We start from the raw sequence: 20,041 nt of genomic DNA, 5'->3' as shown, positions 1-20,041 counted from the left end.
TCCGTTTATAAGCATGCCGAATTCTTGTGCCATTTCTCCCTCCTAATTTTATGGCCGTAAGATCTTTGTTTTCAAAGTTAACAAAATAATTACGATTTTCAAAGAAAAAATTATGAAAAAAAATCCCCGGCACCTTTGAGGTACCGAGGATTTAAAAGAACAACTCCCTTACAAATTTTTCATCATTTAAAGAAAATCCTTGACTTTTCCCATTTAATTGTTTAAAATCCCAATGGTTGGACAGATACTTTCCCGTAGCTCAACTTGACGTTTCATTTGCTTTCACTCGAACCCATCAAATTCAGGAGGAACTCATCATGATTTTTCACTCTTTTACCCGATATGGGAGGTTGGCTTTTGGCGTTTTGTTTTTTCTATTTTCTTCTACGCTTTTTGCCGCTTCTCAAAAACACGTTACCGTTCCCGATACGCTGGTGGTCATTCACGTAAATGACAGCCACTCCCACTTGCTTCCTTTTGGCCCCCGGAATGAAAACGGGGTTTCGGAAATGGGCGGTTTGGCACGAATTGCCACTCTCGTTAAAGAAACCCGCGCCCACGAAAAAAATATCCTCTTTTTTCACGCAGGGGACCTGTTTGTGGGCGATCTCATGTGGGACCGCTTTTTCGGGGTTCCGGAATTCAAAATGCTTCACGAGCTGGGCTGCGATGCCTTCACCATCGGAAATCACGAATTTGAAATCGGTCCCGAGGTATTGAAATCATCTTTAAAAGCAGCCGGCCTGCCCGCTCCGGATTTTGCCGTTCTTTCCGCGAACATCGACATGTCCAAAGATCCGGGATTGGACAGCCTGGTGGTGCCTTACATCATTAAGGATGTCGGACATTTGAAAGTGGGTATTTTTGGCTTAACTACCCCGGAATCGAACGATTTCCAACATCCCAAACCCGATAGTGTGATTGGTTTCATCGGTCCGGCGCGCGCCTGCGTAGATTCGCTGCGCGGAAAAGTCGATTTGATTATTGCAGTCACGCATCTTGGGGTTTACGCAGATTCGGTTCTGGCGGATTCCGTTGCCGGCATCGACCTGATTGTCGGCGGCCACTCCCACACCAAAATCCCTCAACCAATTCCGGTCACCAATCCCGAAGGTAAACCCACCTACATCCTGCAGGCACAGTCCAAATACCGGTATCTTGGAAAGTTAAAAGCCTATGTGGACGGCAACGGAATGCACATTTTATCCTACGCCTTGCTGCCCGCCGACCCGAGTGTACCGGATGATCCCATTATTGGTGCCAAAATCCAGGCTCTTCGAGACACCATTGAAAATGATCCCAAATATGGCCCCTACTACACAAAGTTTATTGCCGAAGCAGATACATTTATGGGACGCAAATCCGGCTGGGGTTATAAAGACACCCCCATCGGAAACCTGATTACAGATGCCTACCGCGAAAAAACAGGAACCGACATTGCTCTGGATGTGTATGGGTACATCAGCCAGGACCTGTGGAAGGGGCCACTCACGGGAATGGACTTGTTCCAGATCGTGTACTACGGGTACAATCCCACTACAGGCTACGGTTTTAATTTAATGACGTATGAACTGAAGGGATTTCAGGTAAAAATGGGAATGGAGTTTGTTGCGGGAAAAATGGAAACCTCCCAGGATTTAACCGTTCAGGTTTCGGGAATGACATTCAAATACAATCCCAACAATCCGCCCATGTCCAAGGTGACGGAAATATTGATCAATGGTCAGCCCTACAGCATGGTAAAAACCTACACGGTCACATCCAATTATGGGCTTTACAGTTTTCTTTACATTGCAGGACTCAATCCCACAAATGTCGTGGATACGGGCATTCCGGAATATATCGCCGTGCGCGACTTTGCTGAAGCCCATTCCCCCTTGCACTACACCGTAGAGGGACGGATCGAAAACGTGGTCGAAACAGGCGTTGCCCATTCTCCACACCAAGCACCCTTGCGCTCCTTTGCCCTGGAACAAAACTATCCAAATCCCTTTGAAATCAAGAACGGGCAATCCCTCCAAACCACAATTGCCTATCGTCTCAATCACCGGGAAAATGTTTCACTGAAAATTTACAATGCCGTGGGGCAGGAACTCAAGGTGCTGGTTTCGGGAACCAAAAATCCGGGGAGATATTCCGTTCAATGGAATGGGCAGGATGATCGGGGTCGTTTTCTTCCAAATGGAATTTATTTCTATAAACTGAAAATCGGGAATCAGCAGAAAACACGGAAATTAATTTTAATGCGATAGAGAGACAGGGGTCTGTATCAAAAGTCCCTTTTTCAGGAAAAAATGAGTGTTTGTCATTGCGAGTCCGCCGCGGTTCCCGAGCTTGTCGAGGGACGGCGGACTCGCAATGACATGTCTTAGAAGAATAAGTCTCATAACCGTATTTTTAGACTTTTTATACAGCCCCCTGCAAATTAAAAAGGGAAAAGGACTATTCCGAATAGCGCACTTTTTTCTGCAGCCGGTCCCAATTTTTATTCACGGAAAACTGAATGTTCCGAATATCGTCGTCTGTTAAATTCCGGAAACGTCCCTGTACCTTTAAATAATCACGCACGGGAATATTTCGGGGTTCTACCGTAATGCGGTATTTTTCGCCATATTCCACCTCATACAGGGGAAAGGCCTTCGAATTAACGGCCATCCGCGTGACCTTTATGGATTGGTCATCGGGTATTTTCCATCCCGGAGGGCAGGGCGAAAGCAGGTGAATAAACCGCATCCCGCGAATGGTTTTCGCTTTCCGGAATTTCTGAATCATATCCTCGGGATAGGCCACACACGCCGTAGCGGCATAGGGAATTTGATGGGCCGCCATAATTTCCATAATATTTTTTTTGGGCCGGTCTTTTAAATGGCGTTCCGGTGTGGTGGTGGTCCACGCCCCATACGGCGTAGCCGAGCTTCGCTGAATACCCGTGTTCATATAGGCCTCATTATCGTAGCACACATAAAGGATATTATCATTCCGTTCGGCTGCACCGGAAAGCGCCTGAAAACCAATATCGAAGGTTCCGCCGTCACCCGCCCAGGCCATTACGGTGATGTCTCCCTGCCCCAGTTGATCCAAAGCCGCAGCCATTCCCGATGAAACAGAGGCAGCCGTTTCAAAGGCCGTATGGTAAATAGGTACCTTAAGTGTCGAATAGGGAAAGGGCCCCGCAATAATGGACCAGCAGCACGCCGGAATCACAACCATCGTTTTGGGGCCAAGCGCTTTTAGCGCATAGCGCATGGAAAGTGAGGCCCCGCATCCCGGACAGGCCAAATGTCCCGGATAAATATATTCTTCTTCAGGAATTCTTGGTTTAGGAAAAACAGCTTCCATAATATGTCCTTTCAGGTCACAAATAGATAAAGATTATTTTCAAGCCATCTGACTTACCAGGCTATCAACCCGTAAATTCCGCGGTGACTTTTTATCTGTTTCTGTTTTTCTAGTATCCTGACTTTTTACAGATATTGAAAGAAAGCTATTCTTTAAAACAAACCTATTTTTTCAGTCCGATCCACACCGAATCTTCCTCAGGTTCATCATGACTCATCATGTGGTCAACCATTTGCTCCAGGTGAGACAAGGTAATATCCCGGCCGCCCAGGCCCATGACGTAACCAAACAGGGCGGGTACTCCGTTTTTCTTTTCCGGATACAGAGCCGCTTTTATTTCCTGAAAGAAGATCCCGGTAGCCCCAAATGAAATATCCCGGTCCAAAACGCCGATTTTCTTGCGTCCGGCCAAAAGCTTTTTGAAAATTTCAGTGGGAAAGGGACGAAACATTTTGATCTTCAGCAAGCCAAGTTTGAGTCCTTTTTCCCGATAAGCATCCACAATGACCCGAAGCATGCTGGTAATGGCCCCGGCAGACATGATGACATACTCTGCATCATCCAACTTGTAGGCTTCCATCACTCCGTAGCTTCGTCCAAAAATCTCCTGAAATTCCTGATCCGCCTCCACGGCCACCGTTTTTGCCCGCTGCATCGCCTGGTGTATTTTGTAACGCATTTCCATGTAATTGTCGGGCGTTACCAGTCCCCCAAAGGCATGCGGATTATTTACATCCATTTTGAATTCAGGCTGGTAGGGAGGCAAATAGGAATCGACCATGGCTTGTTCGGGCACGTCGACAATTTCATTCGTATGTGAAAGAATAAAGGCGTCCAGTACAACCATCACCGGGAGCAAAACCTGCTCGGCAATTCGATAGGCCATGATTACCGTATCCAGAACCTCTTGATTATTTTCGCAATAAAACTGCAGCCACCCGGTTTCCCGCTGGGCGAGGCTGTCTGTTTGTTCCGTCCAGATGGACCACCCCGGCGCCAATGCCCGATTTACTTCCGCCATAACAATCGGAAGCCGGGCCGCCGATGCCCAGTGCAGAAGCTCGTGCATAAGCGCCAACCCCTGAGAGCTGGTTGCGGTAAATGAACGGGCACCCGCTGCTTCTGCCCCGATGCAGGCCGCCATGGCCGAATGTTCAGACTCAACCTTAATAAATTTGGCATTTAAATCACCATCCGCGCAAAGCTCCGATAATTTTTCGACGATTAATGTCTGAGGCGTAATCGGATACGCTGCAATCACATCGACCTTTGAAAGCCTTGCTCCATGCGAAGCTGCATGGTTTCCAAGCATCACATCTTTCATAAAATCACCTATTAAGAGTTCGTCGGTTTATCGAATTTGTTGGCTTGTTTAATGGTTAATCAGTGCCGATTTTCCACTGCACGTTGCTTATCCTTAATCGTTTTTGCCAGAGCCTCTCTCCGCCGCCCGCTTCCACATTACCTGCCTTCTGACTGGAGTGTCATGGCAAAGCGCGGGCATTCCTGTACACAAACGCCGCATCCCTTGCAATAATCGTAGTCAATAATGTACCGATAGCCGTCTTCCCGCCGCTTGATGGCTGTATCGGGACAATAAACCAGACAATTATCGCACATATTACAGACCCCGCAGTTAAAGCAGCGCCTGGCCTCGGTGATGGCCGTTTCTTTGGTAAAACCAATCTTAACTTCCTGAAAATTGGTCACCCGGCGGGCTATTCCCAATTCAGGCACGGCATTGCGTTCCAGATGTTCAAAATGATCCAGATTTACATGCTCAATGTGCACCACTTCGCGATTATCGACAGGATCTCTGGGAAGGTCCCGCACATAGCGCCGGAAGGAAAAACTGCCCTTGTAACCGATTTGAATTTCAGCAAGCAGTTCCTCCAGATTCTTATCCTTCAAAAAGGCATCAATGGCCATGGCCGCCCGCTTGCCTGCGCCAATAGCGTGTACCACTGTGTGCGGCTGTGAAATAATGTCGCCACCTGCAAAAACCTTTGGGATGGCCGTTTGTCCAATTCGATTGACCGAAATGGTGCCGTCATCAGGCTGCAGTTCCTTCGGCAAATAGGAAAAATCACCCTTTTCGCCAATGGCCGTAATCACATTGTCAATCTGAACCTGAAATTCGGATCCCGGAATGGGAACAGGCCGTCGCCTGCCGGACTCATCCGGTTCTCCCAATTCCATTCGCGTAAACTCAATGGCATGGACCTTTCCATTCTCACCGACAATTTTGGAAGGCGAAACCAGAAAGACCATATCGATCCCTTCGTGTTCCGTTTCATCAATCTCTTCGCGAATGGCCGGCATCTCGGCGCGGGTTCTCCGATAGTAAATGGTCGGTTTTGCTCCCAGCCGAAGGGCTGTTCGGGCCGCATCCATTGCCGTGTTGCCCCCGCCAATAATGGCAACTTTTTCTCCCAATGCCACATCCTTCCCGCTATTCACCTCCCGCAAAAATTCCAGTCCCGACAAAACGCCGTTTAAATCCTCGCCCGGCACCTGCAATCGGCGGTTTTTGTGAACACCGGAAGCCAGATAGATGGCGTCGTAAGCCAGCAACTCGTCCCATCGGATATCCTTCCCAACGGTTGTAGCGGTTTCAATGACAACGCCCAGTTTTTCGATACGGGCAATCTCTTTGTCCAAAATATCCCGTGGCAGGCGATATTCGGGAATCCCCACCCGTAAAACACCCCCCGCTTCTCTGTGCGATTCAAAAACCGTTACATTGTAACCCAGCCGGGCCAGATGATAAGCACAGGCCAAACCCGACGGGCCCGATCCAACCACCGCAATTTTGTGGGAATTGCTTTGACGAATGCGAAGCTTCTCTACGTCCATGTCCAAACCATGATCCCCTACCACCCGTTCGATGGCATTAATACTCAAGGATTCATCATAGTCTCCCCGATTGCAGGACATCTCACATGGATGATAACAGACACGGCCGCACACAGCCGGAAAAGGATTTTCTTTCATAATCAGTTCCCAGGCTTCATCAAATTTGCCCTGGGAAACCAGATACATGTATCCTTCCACATCTTCGCCTGCAGGACATCCTTCCACACAAGGGGCTGTTTTATCGTGATAGACAGGACGCAGATAGCGCCAGGAACCGGTTTTATTATATAAAGTGGATTCCAAAGAAACCACAAGAAGTGGCATTTCCTTTTCCGAGGTAAACTCAATGACTCTGCTCAAGGCACCCTCCACACTTAAAAAATGACTTTTTCATAGGCTTCTTTCGCCGCCTTTGCATTGCTTTCAGCCATCAACGGCACATTTTCCTTGATCGCGTCCACAATGGAATCCAGCGATAAAAATCCAAGACGTGCAAACGCACCCAGAATTCCTGTGTTTACAATGGGATGAGATTTTGAACCCAATTGATACTTAACTGCAATGCCACTTGCATCAACTGTGGCTATTTTAAATCCCTTGAGGTGGTTAAATTCGGATGGGTCTCGAACAGTATTAATTAAAATCCAGCCTCCGCTTTTGAGGCCTTTTGTAACATCTACTGAATCGATTAATGTGGGGTCTAAAACAATGATATGGTCTGGCTCATAAATCTGACTTCGAATCAACACGGGTTTTTCATCGATACGAACAAAGGCTGCCACCGGAGCTCCCCGTCTTTCAACGCCGTAGGTGGGAAAAGCCTGCACGTATTTGCCTTCCTTAAACGAAGCATACGCCAGCAGTTTGGAAGCAATTACCGCACCTTGCCCACCCCGGCCGTGTATCCTGATCTCGATCATCACGCCTTCCTTCTCTTGGTCGTTTTGAGAATAGAACATATGAGTCCCCCCACAAACGGCCCTGCTCACAACCTCCATGAATTTTTATAAATGCATGGCAGTAAATTAAACCGGCACAACCGATGTCATTGATGACTTTTGGGGTGAACTCATATATCAATTGCCAAAAAACAATACGGACTGCTTCAGCCATTCAGAGTATACGAATTTTTAAAAATATTTGCAAGGGTTTTTTCCCGAAAAAGAAATAGAATAATTCAGTTCTCCCGTTCCCGGATCCCCGGCAGCAGAAAAGCCAATGCAATTTTTTAATTCAAGATTACTCTCCAAACAAACGATAAAGGCTCTTCCCCGAGGAGATATCCAAAAAAATTACATTTTTGCAATTTTTTTCTTGACATGGGGACTATTTTTTTGTACTATTTTTAAAAAGGTTTCTAATAATAAAATAGCGTTTTACTATATGAAACAACTACCCAACAATTCCATTTATCGGGCGTTTCAAATTCTCTTTTTTATGGCCGAACATGCGTCAGATGCGGGAGTCACGGAAATCGCTAATGCGCTGGGAATTCATAAAAGTACGGTTTACCGTTTTCTCTCATCCATGGAAAAATTGGGTGTTGTCCAACAAAATACCGAATCCAATAAATATCGTCTTGGTCTGGCCCTTTTTGAGTTGGGGAATCGTGTTCCAATGAAGCAAGGTCTTATCGATAAGATCCATCCCTTTCTTGAAGATTTGGCGCAGGATGTACGGGAAATTGTTAACCTTGCCGGGCTTTTCCAAAACGAAGTGTTATATTTAGATAAAATCGAAGCCTACCGAAATATTCAAATCAAAACCTATATCGGATTTCACATTCCCCCTCATTGCACGGCCCTTGGCAAATCAATTTTAGCGTTCATGAACCCGGAGGATGTGAAACACATTCTGCATGAAAAAGGGCTTCCAAGGCTCACGAAAAAGACCATTACTGACGCGGGTACATTTGAAAAAGAACTGTCGAGAATTCGTTCCGCAGGTTTTGCCGTTGATGATGAGGAGTTTGAAGAAGGCATCCGCTGTATCGCGGTCCCCCTGTTTGATACCCGGGGAAATGTCATGGCGTCAATCAGTATTTCAGGACCTACGGCACGCATTCAGGAAGAAACAATTCCGGAAACAGTGAACAAGCTTAATGATACCGTTAGCGCGATTCACAAATCTTTAAAATTTAAGCTGTTGTAATTTCTTTCGTTCAAATGCTTCTTTTACTGAATTCGTAATTCACTTGAACATATTCAGAAAAACGTGATTATCGATTTCCACAAGGAGGGAATAAAAAATGGAGTTTAATCTGGCATTTATCGGATTTGGTACCGTTGGGAAGGGCTTAATGGAATTACTTATCGAAAAAGAGGAGAGTCTGCAGCAGTCCTTCAATTTTTCATATAAAATTGTTGCCGTTCATGATCTTCTTCTGGGAACAGTAATCGACACGGAGGACGGCCTGAATGGCCCTGAGATTCTGGACACCGTCGCCCGGGAAAAATCCCTTAAAAATCACCCTCGTTTTTCAAAAGGATGGGACACAAAGCGGGTCATCAGTGAAACCGATGCCCACATTATTATTGAAGTCACACCGACGGATATTAAAACGGGACAACCAGCAATTTCCCATGTGGAATGGGCCCTTTTGAACCAAAAGCATGTTGTGACAACCAACAAGGGGCCAGTTGCTCTTGCCTATCAACCCCTGAAAGAACTGGCCGACCAAAACGGTGTGGACTTTCGGTTTGAAGGAACCGTTATGAGCGGAACACCCGTTTTTCACTTGTGTGAAACGGGGCTTGCAGGTGCAAATATTCATCGGATTCAGGGTATTTTAAACGGAACCACCAACTACATTCTTACCCAAATGGAACAAGGAATTCCCTATGAAACGGCGCTTAAGGATGCCCAGGAAAAGGGCTATGCAGAAACCGTGCCCGATGCAGATGTTCTGGGTTGGGATGCAAAGGCCAAAGTTCTTATATTGGCCAATGTTTTAATGGGAGCTAATCTGAAGGAGACAGATATCCCCTGTGAGGGCATTACTCATATTTCATTGGATGATATTGCTTCAGCCAAAAAATCGGGCCAGCGGTGGAAACTCATTGGCAGCGTGGAACAAACAGAAGAGGGTGTATCGGCCAGTGTAAAGCCCGTAAGACTTCCGCAAGATGATTTTCTCGCAGGTATATCCGGTGTGACCAATGCTCTAAGCTTTGAAACAGACGCATTGGGAACCACGACGATTATTGGACCCGGTGCAGGCAAAATTGAAACCGGTTTTTCGCTATTGACGGACATTTTGGCAATTAATCGGAAATACAATCAATGAAGGAGAAATTGTCATGGAAATGCTTATTGCCGGAAAATGGATCGATAAGCCTGAAAAAATAGATGTGCGCAATCCCTACGACAATTCACTGATAGACACGGTTCCCAAAGGGACGGCACAGGATGTAAAAGCAGCAATTGACGCGGCCGTTTTAGGGTACCACGTCAACAAGAATCTTCCAACCCACACGCGGGTTGATATCCTTTATAAAACCGCGCAATATGTTCAGGATCGTTTTGAAGATTTCGCCAAAACAATTGCAAGCGAAGGCAGCAAAACAATTCGAGAGGCCAGAAAAGAGGTGAGTCGCTGTATTAACACCATTACCCTTTCGGCAGAGGAAGCCCGGAGAATTTCGGGCGAAACCATCCCGTTCGACAGTGTTCCGGGTTCGGAAAATCGTACCGGCTACTATTACCGCTTTCCAATTGGCGTAATTGCAGCCATTACGCCTTTTAACGATCCACTCAACCTGGTCGCCCATAAACTTGGGCCGGCCATTGCGGGGGGCAATTCAGTCGTTCTCAAGCCGGCAACGGTCACCCCCCTGTCTGCCCTGAAATTAGCACGGGCTTTTACCGAATCGGGATTGCCGGAGAACATCCTGAATGTGGTTACCGGCTATGGGAACGAAATCGGCGACCCCCTGGTATCCGATCCGCGCGTTCGAATGGTGACTTTTACGGGCGGCGTGGAGGCCGGATTGGACATCACAAAAAAGGCCGGACTCAAGAAGATCGGCATGGAATTGGGCTCCAACTCTCCCGTAATCGTCCTGAAGGATGCCAATCTCGAAAAGGCGGTAGAATCCTGTGTTTCGGGCGCGTTTTGGGCTGTTGGACAGAATTGTATCGGCGTTCAGCGTATTTACATCGAAAAAGATATTTATGAAACGTTTGAAAAAGCGTTTGTGGCGCGGACGCAGAAGATAAAGGTGGGGTATCAACTGGATGAAACGACCGACATGGGCCCCATGATTACAGAGAAAGAAGCCATCCGGGTTGAGAATTGGGTTCGGGAGGCTTCTGAAAAGGGGGCCACCATTTTAACCGGCGGTCACCGGAACGGAACCCTCATGGAACCCACTGTTCTGGCCAACGTACCGCCGGAGGCAAAAATTAATTGTCAGGAGGTATTTGGCCCCGTTGTGGCACTCTACCCCATTCAATCCCTTGAAGAAGGCATTGAAAGGGCAAATGCCGTAGAATACGGCCTGCACGGTGCCATTTTTACAACGGATCTGAATAAGGCTCACAAGGCCATTCGGGAACTGGATGTTGGGGGGATTATGATTAATGATTCAACGGATTACCGAATTGACGCCATGCCTTTTGGAGGGGTGAAAAACAGCGGTCTGGGACGTGAAGGCATAAAGTTCGCGCTGTTGGAAATGACCGAACCCAAGGTGGTTTGTTTTAACCTGGAAACCGATTAAGCGGGGCATTTTTGATAGGTGCGAAGACGATCTGTTTTTAACTCTTTGTTTTTTTACCGGCAAAGCAACCGGAAAGGGATGGACAGAATTGATCCCGGTTCGACAGGATCAATTTTTGTCCATCCTGACCTATTTGCAATATCTGAGTCGTTTCCGAAATGAGACCTGAATTCCCCAATCGCTTAGACTATTGTAATAATCTGTAAGTGAAATAGATTCATCCAACACGTATTCAGAGGAAGGGCGATTCTCATGGTTGCTGAAAAGGAAGAATGGAAAAGCCGTATCGGTTTTCTTTTGGCTGCAATTGGTGCGGCGATCGGTTTGGGGAATATTTGGCGTTTCAGTTATTTATGTTACAAAAACGGTGGGGGTGCCTTTTTAATTCCGTACATTATTGCCCTTTTAACCGCAGGAATTCCGCTTCTGATTCTGGAATATGGAATTGGCCATAGGTTTAGAGGGTCTGCCGTTCTCAGTTTTCACAAAATCGGAAAAAAATGGGAATGGGTCGGGTGGTGGCCTTCTGTTTTTGTGGTTCTCGGAATTACCTTCTATTACACTGTTATTCTGGCCTGGTGTCTGGATTACATCTGGTATTCGATCACCCTGAAGTGGGGTACAAACCCGGCGGATTTTTTCTACCACCAGCATCTTCAGTTATCCCGCAGCTTTTGGCATCTGGGGAGTCCGAGCACCATTATTTTCGTGGCCCTTATCGTTATCTGGATTCTCAACTGGGTCATTGAATTACGCGGAGTTCAGCGGGGCATCGAACTGGCCTGCAAAATCTTTATTCCTCTGCTGGTTGTTTTAACGACCATTCTGGTTATTCGCGGAGTTACCCTCCCGGGATCGGGAAGAGGACTGACCTGGTACCTGAAGCCCAATTTCTCCGAGCTTTCTAATCCCCGGGTTTGGTTAGATGCCTACGGACAAATCTTTTTCAGCCTCAGTCTGGCCATGGCCACAATGATTGCCTATGCCAGCTATCTTCCCAAAAAGTCGGATATCGTCGGGAATGCGTACATTACGGGATTTGCAAACAGCAGTTTTTCGCTTTTTGCCGGATTTGCCGTATTCGGCACTCTCGGGTTCATCTCGTTTCAACAGGGGCTGCCGCCCTCTGAAGTAGTCAAAGGAGGATTCGGGCTGGCGTTTATTACCTACCCGCAAGCCATAGCGGCCATGCCGGTGGGAGCCCGTCTGTTTGGAATCATATTCTTCTCGGCACTGGTCATCGCCGGCCTTTCGTCTTCAATCTCACAAATTGAAGGCCTGGTAGCCAGTTTGATTGACAAGTTTAACTGGAAACGCAAAAAAATCATTCACATTATTACGCTTCTCGGAATATTGGTTGGCTTGATCTACACCACCGGATCCGGGTATTATTGGTTGGATCTGATCGATCACTTTATTTCAAGCTATCTTTTGGTCCTTATCGGATTTCTGGAGGCCGTTATTGTAGGGTGGATTTACAAGGCTGAAACGTTGCGGGGCTACGTCAACGACGTATCCAATATTCGTGTGGGAAAGTGGTGGAATTTTATGATTAAATATTTTATTCCATTGGTTCTGGGAGTCACATTTATTCTTTCTCTGAAAAGCGATCTTGTTCACCGATACGGGAATTATCCGATATCGGCCATTCTGCTTATTGGCTTTGGCAGTGTTATTTTTACCTTTTTGATTGCCCTTTTCTTTTACAAGAGAAAATGGACGACGGCCGGGAACATTCAAAATTAAGCAAAGGAGGTGAATACACAAAACTTTGATGTTTCATCTAATGAATCTGGGGACAAATGGGTAGAAAACCTGCAACTTAACAAAGGAGGACGTGGTATCATGAAACATGTATTCAGAATCAGTGTATTGGTTGCTTTGCTGGCAGCCCTCACCATGGGATGTTCGCAAAAGCAAGCCAACAAAACCGATTTGTGGGGCATTTACCAGAACACGCTGACCAAATGCAAATACGTGGATTTGACCCATGCATTCAGCCCCACCATTCCGGTCTGGAAAGGTTTTGGTAACACCCAGTTTTTGCCGGCACGTGCGGCGGTTGACATTCCCGGATATTGCAAAAAGGGAGAAATTTTTACGTATGCCAAACATGAATTTCAGGCAACCGCTTACATCTTTAAGACCGATCAGTACGGTACGCAATTGGACCCGCCCGCACATTTTAATCCCTACGGCGCAACCATAAGCGACCTGCCGGCCACATATGCCGTACGCCCCCTGGTTGTCATCGACATTCACAAAAAAGTGGCAAAGGACCCGGGGTACCACTGCTCGGTGGAAGACATCAAAGCGTGGGAAGCCAAACACGGCACCATTCCTGAGGGCTCGGTCGTCTTTATCCGATCGGATTGGTCAAAGAATTGGCCGGATAAAAAGAAATGCGATGCCTTCCCCTTTCCGGGAATTACGCTTGATGCTCTGAAGTTTTTGCATCTCCAGCGTCATATTCTCTTTCACGGACATGAACCGCTGGATACGGATACGACATCTGCCATGATTGGCGAAAGCTGGATTCTGCACCATAATTTCTGCCAGGCAGAAGGTCTGACCAATCTGGATAAGGTTCCCGAGGCCGGCGCATTGGTTGCCATCGGCTTTGCCCGACCTGAAGGAGGAACCGGCGGCTATGCACGGTACATCGCTATCTGCCCGCCCGATTGGAAATACGGAAAATCCATTCTTGAAGTACCCGGCGCTCCCCTGCCAAAACAGCCCTATCCTTTAAAGCGTGACAAAAACGGGGTTTTGCGTCCGACAAAGGAATAGGACATTCATCGCATGAGATAAAATTAAGGGCGGGAGAATTCCCGCCCCGATGTATTCATTTTGGATGGTAAAACGCATTCATAATGACATGGCATGTATTCTCCGGTTTTTCGATGCTGGATTAAAAAACGAATCATTAACAAGCAGGTGGGAGGAAAAAAATGAAACGAACTTTTCTTATAATACTTCTTGTGGTTTTTGGGTTAACATTTGCCACAAATAGTTTTGCCGAAGGTCCAAAAGTGGAATGGCATGGCTTATTTTATATCTACAACTTCTTTCATAAAAATACGGACTTCGACAAAAATACTCCGGATGGAAACTCTTACATGTACATTCACGGAGACATCCAATACAACGTTGATTTCGGCAAGGGTGTTTCAATTTACACCATGATCGGTGCCTGGAGCCAACACGGCATCAACCCCTATTGGGGTACGGACTTGCAGGGAAACACGGATCCCGATGTCCGAATTCTGCAGGGTTACCTAACTGTCTCCAATATTTTTGATTCGCCGTTCTCATTTCGAATGGGAAAAGAGCGGCTTCTCTACGGCGACGGAACCGTATTTTTTGACGGCGGAGAAGACGGCGCCATTCAGGCCAAACTCATGTACAACAAGGGCCCGCTGGATGTTGATTTCTTTTACTCACGTCTGGCCCAATCCCATGGGATTGCCTATGTCGGCGCTCCAACCTACAACGGCTACGATCCGACCAAATCGGATCAGTACCCCGGAAATATTAATCTGCTGACCGCCTACGGAACGTATCATGCCATGGGCGGGAAAATGAACGTGTCTGCGTACGGTGTGATGCGCCCGCAAAACATCAACAAGACCCAAACCAGCAAACCCATCTGGCTGGGTGCCCGGGTGGAAGCAAGCCCGATAAGCGGATTGGATTTAACGGGTGAATACACCCTTCTGCGCGGAACAAACGATGCCGCAACAGCCAAAAACTACAAGGGATACGCCCTGGTCACAAAAGCCGATTATGCCCTTGCCAAATCACCCCTCAGTTTTGGCGGTGCCTTTATCGAATTTAGCGGCGACAACACCTCAACCAAAACCGACAATGAGCTTTATGAATCGGCCACAAACGGGCCTTTTACATTTGGTTTTTATAAGGATTGGCCCGGATTTGGTCCGGCTCATCTGATGACCACTGCCTATGGGTTTGCCGGATTGGATCCCGGAAACCTGACCATGACCAATCTGAATGTTATTAACGCCCATGCCAAGGTTTCCCTTGGCGATCTGGGTGTTCGGTTTGATTTCTACAACTACGCAAGAAATTGGGTCCCCTCCAACGGACATGCAGCCATGGGCAATGAAGTGTCTGTTCTGGCAACCTATAATTATAAAAAAACCATCACATTTGGCTTTACGGCAGGAATGTGGATGCCGGGAGACTACTGGAAAACGGACATGGGCCTGGGTAATAATGCCGACAATGCATTTGGCGGCTATTTCTACTTCGCAAAAGAATTCTGATAAACGTCTCCCCATTGACCTTGCGAAGGTTTCAAACCTTCGCAAGGTTCATTTTTTACACCCCTTCGCCCGCTACACTCTCCCAAGAAAATCTCTTTTTTCTATTTGACATAAAACGAAAAATTATTACATTTAATTTGAAGAACGATAAAATACAAGAAGTGTTTGAACGAAAATTAGATTCGGACACAAGGAGGACGCTAAATGCCCACAACGATGGAATGGCTTTATCTGGCCGGCTTATTTCTGATTCTTTTCCTGTTTGTCGGAATTGCGGAAAAAACCCGCTCTGCCCTGGGCTGGTCGCCGGAAGTTACACGGAAATTCGTTCACATTGCCACGGGGATTGTTGTTTTTTTCACCCCCTACATTTTTCGCACCAATGTCCCCCTGATTGTCCTGGCTGGCATTTTTACAATCATTAACGCCATGTCTCTAAAAGCCCAGGCTTTTAAGGGAATGCATGAGACCGAACGCACAACCTACGGCACCGTTTTCTATCCCCTTTCCATTATTTTAATGGCCCTCCTTTTCTGGAATCACTATCCGCAAATCCTCCAGATCGGAACCCTTATTCTGGCGCTCTCTGATGCCTTTGCCGCAATTGCGGGAGAAAACATCCGGCATGCACATACCTTCCGGATCACCCGTGATAAAAAATCGATTGAAGGCTCATTCACGTTTGCCACGACGACATTCGTTCTCGTAATAGCGGGATTAACGTTTCTGCAACCCCAACCCGTTCCGTTGGCAACCCTGCTGTGGGTCGCCTTTTTAACCGCCCTCCTTTCCACCGTGACCGAAACCCTTTCCTGGGCCGGTTCGGATAACATCACCGCACCGCTGGCCGGCGCGTTCGTCCTGCACCTGGCTCTTGCACATCCGGATCTGCTTACCCAGTTTTCCGTAGGCATGGGACTGGCCGCTTTGGTGGGATTTTTATCGTTTAAGGCACAATTTCTGGATGCCAGCGGCGCCGTTTCTCTCTTTCTTCTGGGAACGCTTATTTTCGGGATTGGCGGCTGGCTGTGGGCTATTCCCATCCTGACCTTTTTCATCACCTCCAGCATTTTATCCAAGCTGTGGAAATCCCGAAAGGCCGAATCCAATCTGCTCTTTGAAAAATCATCCCGAAGAGACTGGGCTCAGGTATTGGCCAACGGAGGAATGGCCGGTATCTCAATGATTTTATGGTACATCTGGCCGAAACCCATCTGGTACGCCATTTATTTGGGATCGTTGGCCGCCGTAACGGCCGACACCTGGGCTACGGAAATTGGAGTGCTTTCAGGCAGGGCACCCCGTCTGATTACCACCTTCAAAAAAGTCATTCCCGGCACCTCTGGCGGGATCTCGGCTGTTGGCTTGTTCGGAGCGTTGTTGGGCTCCCTTCTCATTGCCGGGGTCGGAATTGCAAGTGCCCCGCACATTTTCTCATCGCCCATCCGGATTATTCTTCTGGTTACGGCGGCGGGCATCGGAGCCAGTCTGGTGGACAGTCTTTTTGGAGCCACCCTCCAGGCCCAATTTCGTTGTTCCGTTTGTCATAAAATAACAGAAAGACGTTTTCACTGCAACAACACCCAGACTATTTTTGAAAGCGGAAAAAAATGGATCAACAATGATGTGGTTAATTCGTTTTGCGCGCTCAGCGGATTTCTCTTCACGGCTATTTTTATGGCATTATTCTGTTGAGCCAAGCGCAAACAGCCCATTCCTTCCTGAGTCTGTGAAACACGCAAGAAGAATCCCTTTTTATCCAAAAGATGAATTTCTTATTTGAAATTCGTCTTTTTTTTAATATCTTTTATGAGTGTCCTTAAAAAACCACCAATTACACAAATTGAACCGTTTTCACTATCGCCGGTTTCAATACCATCATGTTATAAACCGGACGGGTGCAATCTTTTTGGAACAGACTTATCTGCAGATAGTGAAAGGTTAAAGACCGATATAGTGTTAGCAAAAATACTCAAACAAAATCTTAACAGGAGGTTAGGATGACAACAATTGCTGATGTAACAGCCAGAGAAATTTTGGATTCGCGGGGCAACCCTACGATTGAAGTAGATGTTTTGTTGGAAAGCGGTATTCTGGGAAGAGCAGCCATTCCCTCAGGTGCTTCTACCGGAGAACACGAAGCCGTTGAATTGCGGGACAATGATCCCAAGCGGTTTCATGGGAAAGGTGTCTTGAATGCGGTAAAAAGTGTGAATGAAATTATTGCCGATGAAATTATTGGATACGATGCGGCTGACCAGGCGTTTATTGATAAATTGCTGATTGAATTGGACGGAACCCCGAACAAAGCCCGGTTAGGAGCCAATGCCATTTTAGGGGTTTCCCTGGCCGTTTGTAAAGCGGCGGCAGAAGCCTTTGAACTTCCGCTATACCAGTACATCGGCGGCGTAAGTGCCCGAACAATTCCCGTTCCCATGATGAATGTTTTAAACGGCGGTGTGCACGCCGACAACAATGTGGACCTGCAAGAATTTATGATCTTCCCGGCCGGGGCACCCACCTTTGCCGAGGCCTATCGCTACGCATCCGAGGTTTTTCATACACTCAAGTCGGTTCTTAAACAAAAAGGGCACAGCACCTCTGTTGGAGACGAAGGCGGGTTTGCCCCAAATTTAAAATCCAATGAAGAAGCCATCCAGTTCATTCTGCAGGCCATTGAAAAAGCCGGCTACGAGCCCGGAAAAGATATCTACATTGCCTTAGACCCTGCTTCCAGTGAGTTTTACGATGCACAAAAAAACAAGTACATTCTGAAGTCGGAGAAAAAAGAACTCACCCCGGCGGAATTGGTCGATTATTATCAGGCCCTCGTTAAAAAATATCCCGCAATTGTTTCGATTGAAGATGGAATGGCCGAAGATGATTGGGATGGGTGGAAGATTATGACAGAAAAAATGGGCGATAAAATTCAATTAGTCGGAGATGATATTTTCGTCACCAATACAGAACGGATTCAAAAAGGAATTGACCTGGGCATTACCAATTCGGTATTGATCAAACTAAACCAAATTGGCACCCTGACGGAAACGCTGGCCGCCATTGAAATGACAAAGAATAACGGGTGGACGGCCGTTATTTCCCACCGGTCAGGCGAAACCGAAGACACCACCATTGCCGATTTGGCGGTCGCTACAAATGTGGGAATGTTAAAAACGGGGTCTCTGTGTCGGAGTGAGCGAATTGCAAAATACAACCAATTGCTTCGGATTGAAGAAGAATTGGGTGAAGTGGCCAAATTCCCCGGCATTGGAATTATCAAGCAACAGCATTAGGGTATTGCAGGTTATTGTGGGTTTGGGCGGGTTTATTTGAACCGGCCCAACCCTTTCGTCCCTAATGGGACTGGCAAATGTTTTTTGTTTTTCTAATCTACAAACCTGCCGTCCCTAATGGGACGGAAACACAATGGGGAATATTTCTGGCATTTTTTGGGCTTGATGGGTGAAATTTTGTTCTTGCGAAAGAAACCCGTGAAAATGTAATATTTGTAGTGTCCAAATAAACCCTGATTCTGTTGGTCATTTGATAATCAGTCGCGTGAGCGACGGCAGGTTTGTAGACAACAGCAAAAGCCCGAAACAAACAGTCCCGTAGGGACGACACGGGGATCATTGTCAAAGGAACCAAGAAATGGCAAATACGTACACCCAAATCCATATTCATATTGTTTTTGCTGTGGAAAATCGCTTCAGTCTAATACAAGATAATTGGAGAGAAAGGCTGCACCAATACATGACGGGAATTATTCAAAACAATAAACACAAAATGCTTGCAATAAACAGCATGCCCGATCATATTCATGTCTTTATTGGAATGCAGCCTCATCAATCAATTTCAAATCTGGTACAAACAGCAAAGGCCAATTCTTCAAAATGGATTAATGAGAATAAATTAGTATTGGGTAAATTTAATTGGCAACCTGGATTTGGGGCATTTTCATATTCGCATTCGCAGATTGATAATGTGGTAAAATATATTTTAAATCAACAGCACCACCATCGGAAGAAAACATTCAGGGAAGAGTATATTGAATTTTTGGATAAATTTCATGTTCCTTATGATGAACGATATCTATTCAAATTCATATTTTAGGAAAATACCTTTCGTCCCTACGGGACTGGCAAATCTTTTTTGTTTTTTTAATCTACAAACCTGCCGTCCCTAATGGGACGGAAAAACACAATAGGGGGAACAACTTGTGGCATTTCACCAGATTGGCGGGTAAAAATTGGGTTTTACGAAAGAAACCCGTGAAAATGCAATATTTGTAGTGTCCAAATAAACCCTGATTCTTTTGGTCATTTGAGAATCAGTCGCGTGAGCGACGGCAGGTTTGTAGACTTTTTTCTTAGTGGTTCTTTTTTCTCTCTGTGGTTCTCTGTGTTATTTCTTTTAAGCCATTCCACAGGCCATAGAGACATTACAAACCCAAACAGGACGATATCCTTGCAAAAGCGTCGAATCAAAAAAAACAAAACAACCACGCAGTTTCTAAAGGCCATGTTCTGGATTGCCATAGGAGTTGTTGTCATTTATTACTTCATAATCAGCGACTATGGCGCCATTACACAAATCCGCCTTAACCGAGAGGAAAAAGAAAGCCGGGAGCGAATTGAGGCATTAATAAAACAAAAAGAAGATTTACACAAGCAGATTTCAAGATTGACGCAAGATACGGCTTATCAGGAAAAGATTGCCCGTGAAAAGTATAAACTGGCCAAAAAGGGGGAAACCATCTATCTAATGGTTCCCAAGTCCAGCGATTCGTCTCAATTTAAACAAAAATAATGCGCCTTTAATTTGGAAAAATTTGTGAAA

The 20,041-nt window shown here is 46.4% G+C and carries 15 protein-coding genes; 11 read left to right on the top strand and 4 right to left on the bottom strand.

What is annotated here, in order from left to right; all coding sequences use genetic code 11:
• The first annotated feature begins 317 nt into the window (after nt 1-317).
• A complete protein-coding gene (locus GXO76_01535; GenBank protein ID NOY76529.1) occupies nt 318-2,252 on the top strand; it encodes a T9SS type A sorting domain-containing protein in 1,935 nt (644 codons plus the stop codon).
• 190 nt (nt 2,253-2,442) lie between these two features.
• Here GXO76_01535 and GXO76_01530 read toward each other — a convergent pair whose 3' ends face one another.
• The 4 genes from GXO76_01530 to GXO76_01515 form a co-directional block, all read right to left on the bottom strand.
• Nucleotides 2,443-3,339: a 3-methyl-2-oxobutanoate dehydrogenase subunit beta gene (locus GXO76_01530; protein ID NOY76528.1), complete on the bottom strand. Its 897-nt coding sequence runs from the start codon at nt 3,337-3,339 to the stop codon at nt 2,443-2,445.
• A gap of 163 nt (nt 3,340-3,502) precedes the next feature.
• Nucleotides 3,503-4,663, bottom strand: a complete 1,161-nt coding sequence (gene porA, locus GXO76_01525) for a pyruvate ferredoxin oxidoreductase (GenBank protein ID NOY76527.1) — start codon at nt 4,661-4,663, stop codon at nt 3,503-3,505.
• 137 nt (nt 4,664-4,800) lie between these two features.
• Nucleotides 4,801-6,555 carry an FAD-dependent oxidoreductase gene (locus GXO76_01520; protein NOY76526.1) on the bottom strand — a complete coding sequence of 585 codons (1,755 nt, stop codon included), beginning with the start codon at nt 6,553-6,555 and terminating at the stop codon, nt 4,801-4,803.
• 14 nt (nt 6,556-6,569) lie between these two features.
• A complete protein-coding gene (locus GXO76_01515; GenBank protein NOY76525.1) occupies nt 6,570-7,115 on the bottom strand; it encodes a pyruvate ferredoxin oxidoreductase in 546 nt (181 codons plus the stop codon).
• A 298-nt stretch (nt 7,116-7,413) separates the two neighbouring features.
• Between GXO76_01515 and GXO76_01510 the strand changes: the two genes are divergently transcribed.
• The 10 genes from GXO76_01510 (at nt 7,414) to GXO76_01465 (ending at nt 20,011) form a co-directional block, all read left to right on the top strand.
• Nucleotides 7,414-8,346 carry an IclR family transcriptional regulator gene (locus tag GXO76_01510; protein NOY76524.1) on the top strand — a complete coding sequence of 311 codons (933 nt, stop codon included), beginning with the start codon at nt 7,414-7,416 and terminating at the stop codon, nt 8,344-8,346.
• 97 nt (nt 8,347-8,443) lie between these two features.
• Nucleotides 8,444-9,481, top strand: coding sequence for a homoserine dehydrogenase (locus tag GXO76_01505; GenBank protein ID NOY76523.1), 1,038 nt, complete (start codon nt 8,444-8,446; stop codon nt 9,479-9,481).
• A 13-nt stretch (nt 9,482-9,494) separates the two neighbouring features.
• The gene (locus GXO76_01500) at nt 9,495-10,916 is read left to right on the top strand and encodes an aldehyde dehydrogenase family protein (protein ID NOY76522.1); all 1,422 of its coding nucleotides are present in this window, start codon (nt 9,495-9,497) and stop codon (nt 10,914-10,916) included.
• Between the two features lie 252 nt (nt 10,917-11,168).
• A complete protein-coding gene (locus GXO76_01495; GenBank protein ID NOY76521.1) occupies nt 11,169-12,662 on the top strand; it encodes a sodium-dependent transporter in 1,494 nt (497 codons plus the stop codon).
• Nucleotides 12,663-12,761: 99 nt separating this feature from the next.
• Nucleotides 12,762-13,706, top strand: a complete 945-nt coding sequence (locus GXO76_01490) for a cyclase family protein (protein ID NOY76520.1) — start codon at nt 12,762-12,764, stop codon at nt 13,704-13,706.
• 161 nt (nt 13,707-13,867) lie between these two features.
• On the top strand, nt 13,868-15,202 hold the full coding sequence (locus tag GXO76_01485; GenBank protein NOY76519.1) for a hypothetical protein: 1,335 nt from the start codon (nt 13,868-13,870) through the stop codon (nt 15,200-15,202).
• Between the two features lie 204 nt (nt 15,203-15,406).
• Complete coding sequence (locus tag GXO76_01480; GenBank protein ID NOY76518.1) at nt 15,407-16,897, top strand: DUF92 domain-containing protein; 1,491 nt, start codon at nt 15,407-15,409, stop codon at nt 16,895-16,897.
• A gap of 305 nt (nt 16,898-17,202) precedes the next feature.
• Nucleotides 17,203-18,495, top strand: a complete 1,293-nt coding sequence (gene eno, locus GXO76_01475) for a phosphopyruvate hydratase (protein NOY76517.1) — start codon at nt 17,203-17,205, stop codon at nt 18,493-18,495.
• A 358-nt stretch (nt 18,496-18,853) separates the two neighbouring features.
• Nucleotides 18,854-19,315: an IS200/IS605 family transposase gene (tnpA, locus tag GXO76_01470; protein NOY76516.1), complete on the top strand. Its 462-nt coding sequence runs from the start codon at nt 18,854-18,856 to the stop codon at nt 19,313-19,315.
• 354 nt (nt 19,316-19,669) lie between these two features.
• A complete protein-coding gene (locus GXO76_01465) occupies nt 19,670-20,011 on the top strand; it encodes a hypothetical protein (GenBank protein NOY76515.1) in 342 nt (113 codons plus the stop codon).
• Nucleotides 20,012-20,041 lie beyond the last annotated feature (30 nt).

Source organism: Calditrichota bacterium, from assembly GCA_013151735.1.
Classification (GTDB): Bacteria; Zhuqueibacterota; JdFR-76; order JdFR-76; family BMS3Abin05; genus BMS3Abin05.
Note: the sequence above shows the minus strand (reverse complement) of the source record. Positions and strands in the feature narration are given on the sequence as shown.

Bases quoted from the DNA above. Each gene is read 5' to 3' on its own strand.
- GXO76_01535 (NOY76529.1), top strand. From the start codon at position 318: ATGATTTTTCACTCTTTTACCCGATATGGGAGGTTGGCTTTTGGCGTT.
- GXO76_01530 (NOY76528.1), bottom strand. From the start codon at position 3,339: ATGGAAGCTGTTTTTCCTAAACCAAGAATTCCTGAAGAAGAATATATT.
- porA (NOY76527.1), bottom strand. From the start codon at position 4,663: ATGAAAGATGTGATGCTTGGAAACCATGCAGCTTCGCATGGAGCAAGG.
- GXO76_01515 (NOY76525.1), bottom strand. From the start codon at position 7,115: ATGATCGAGATCAGGATACACGGCCGGGGTGGGCAAGGTGCGGTAATT.
- GXO76_01510 (NOY76524.1), top strand. From the start codon at position 7,414: ATGCAATTTTTTAATTCAAGATTACTCTCCAAACAAACGATAAAGGCT.
- GXO76_01505 (NOY76523.1), top strand. From the start codon at position 8,444: ATGGAGTTTAATCTGGCATTTATCGGATTTGGTACCGTTGGGAAGGGC.
- GXO76_01500 (NOY76522.1), top strand. From the start codon at position 9,495: ATGGAAATGCTTATTGCCGGAAAATGGATCGATAAGCCTGAAAAAATA.
- GXO76_01495 (NOY76521.1), top strand. From the start codon at position 11,169: ATGGTTGCTGAAAAGGAAGAATGGAAAAGCCGTATCGGTTTTCTTTTG.
- GXO76_01490 (NOY76520.1), top strand. From the start codon at position 12,762: ATGAAACATGTATTCAGAATCAGTGTATTGGTTGCTTTGCTGGCAGCC.
- GXO76_01485 (NOY76519.1), top strand. From the start codon at position 13,868: ATGAAACGAACTTTTCTTATAATACTTCTTGTGGTTTTTGGGTTAACA.
- GXO76_01480 (NOY76518.1), top strand. From the start codon at position 15,407: ATGCCCACAACGATGGAATGGCTTTATCTGGCCGGCTTATTTCTGATT.
- eno (NOY76517.1), top strand. From the start codon at position 17,203: ATGACAACAATTGCTGATGTAACAGCCAGAGAAATTTTGGATTCGCGG.
- tnpA (NOY76516.1), top strand. From the start codon at position 18,854: ATGGCAAATACGTACACCCAAATCCATATTCATATTGTTTTTGCTGTG.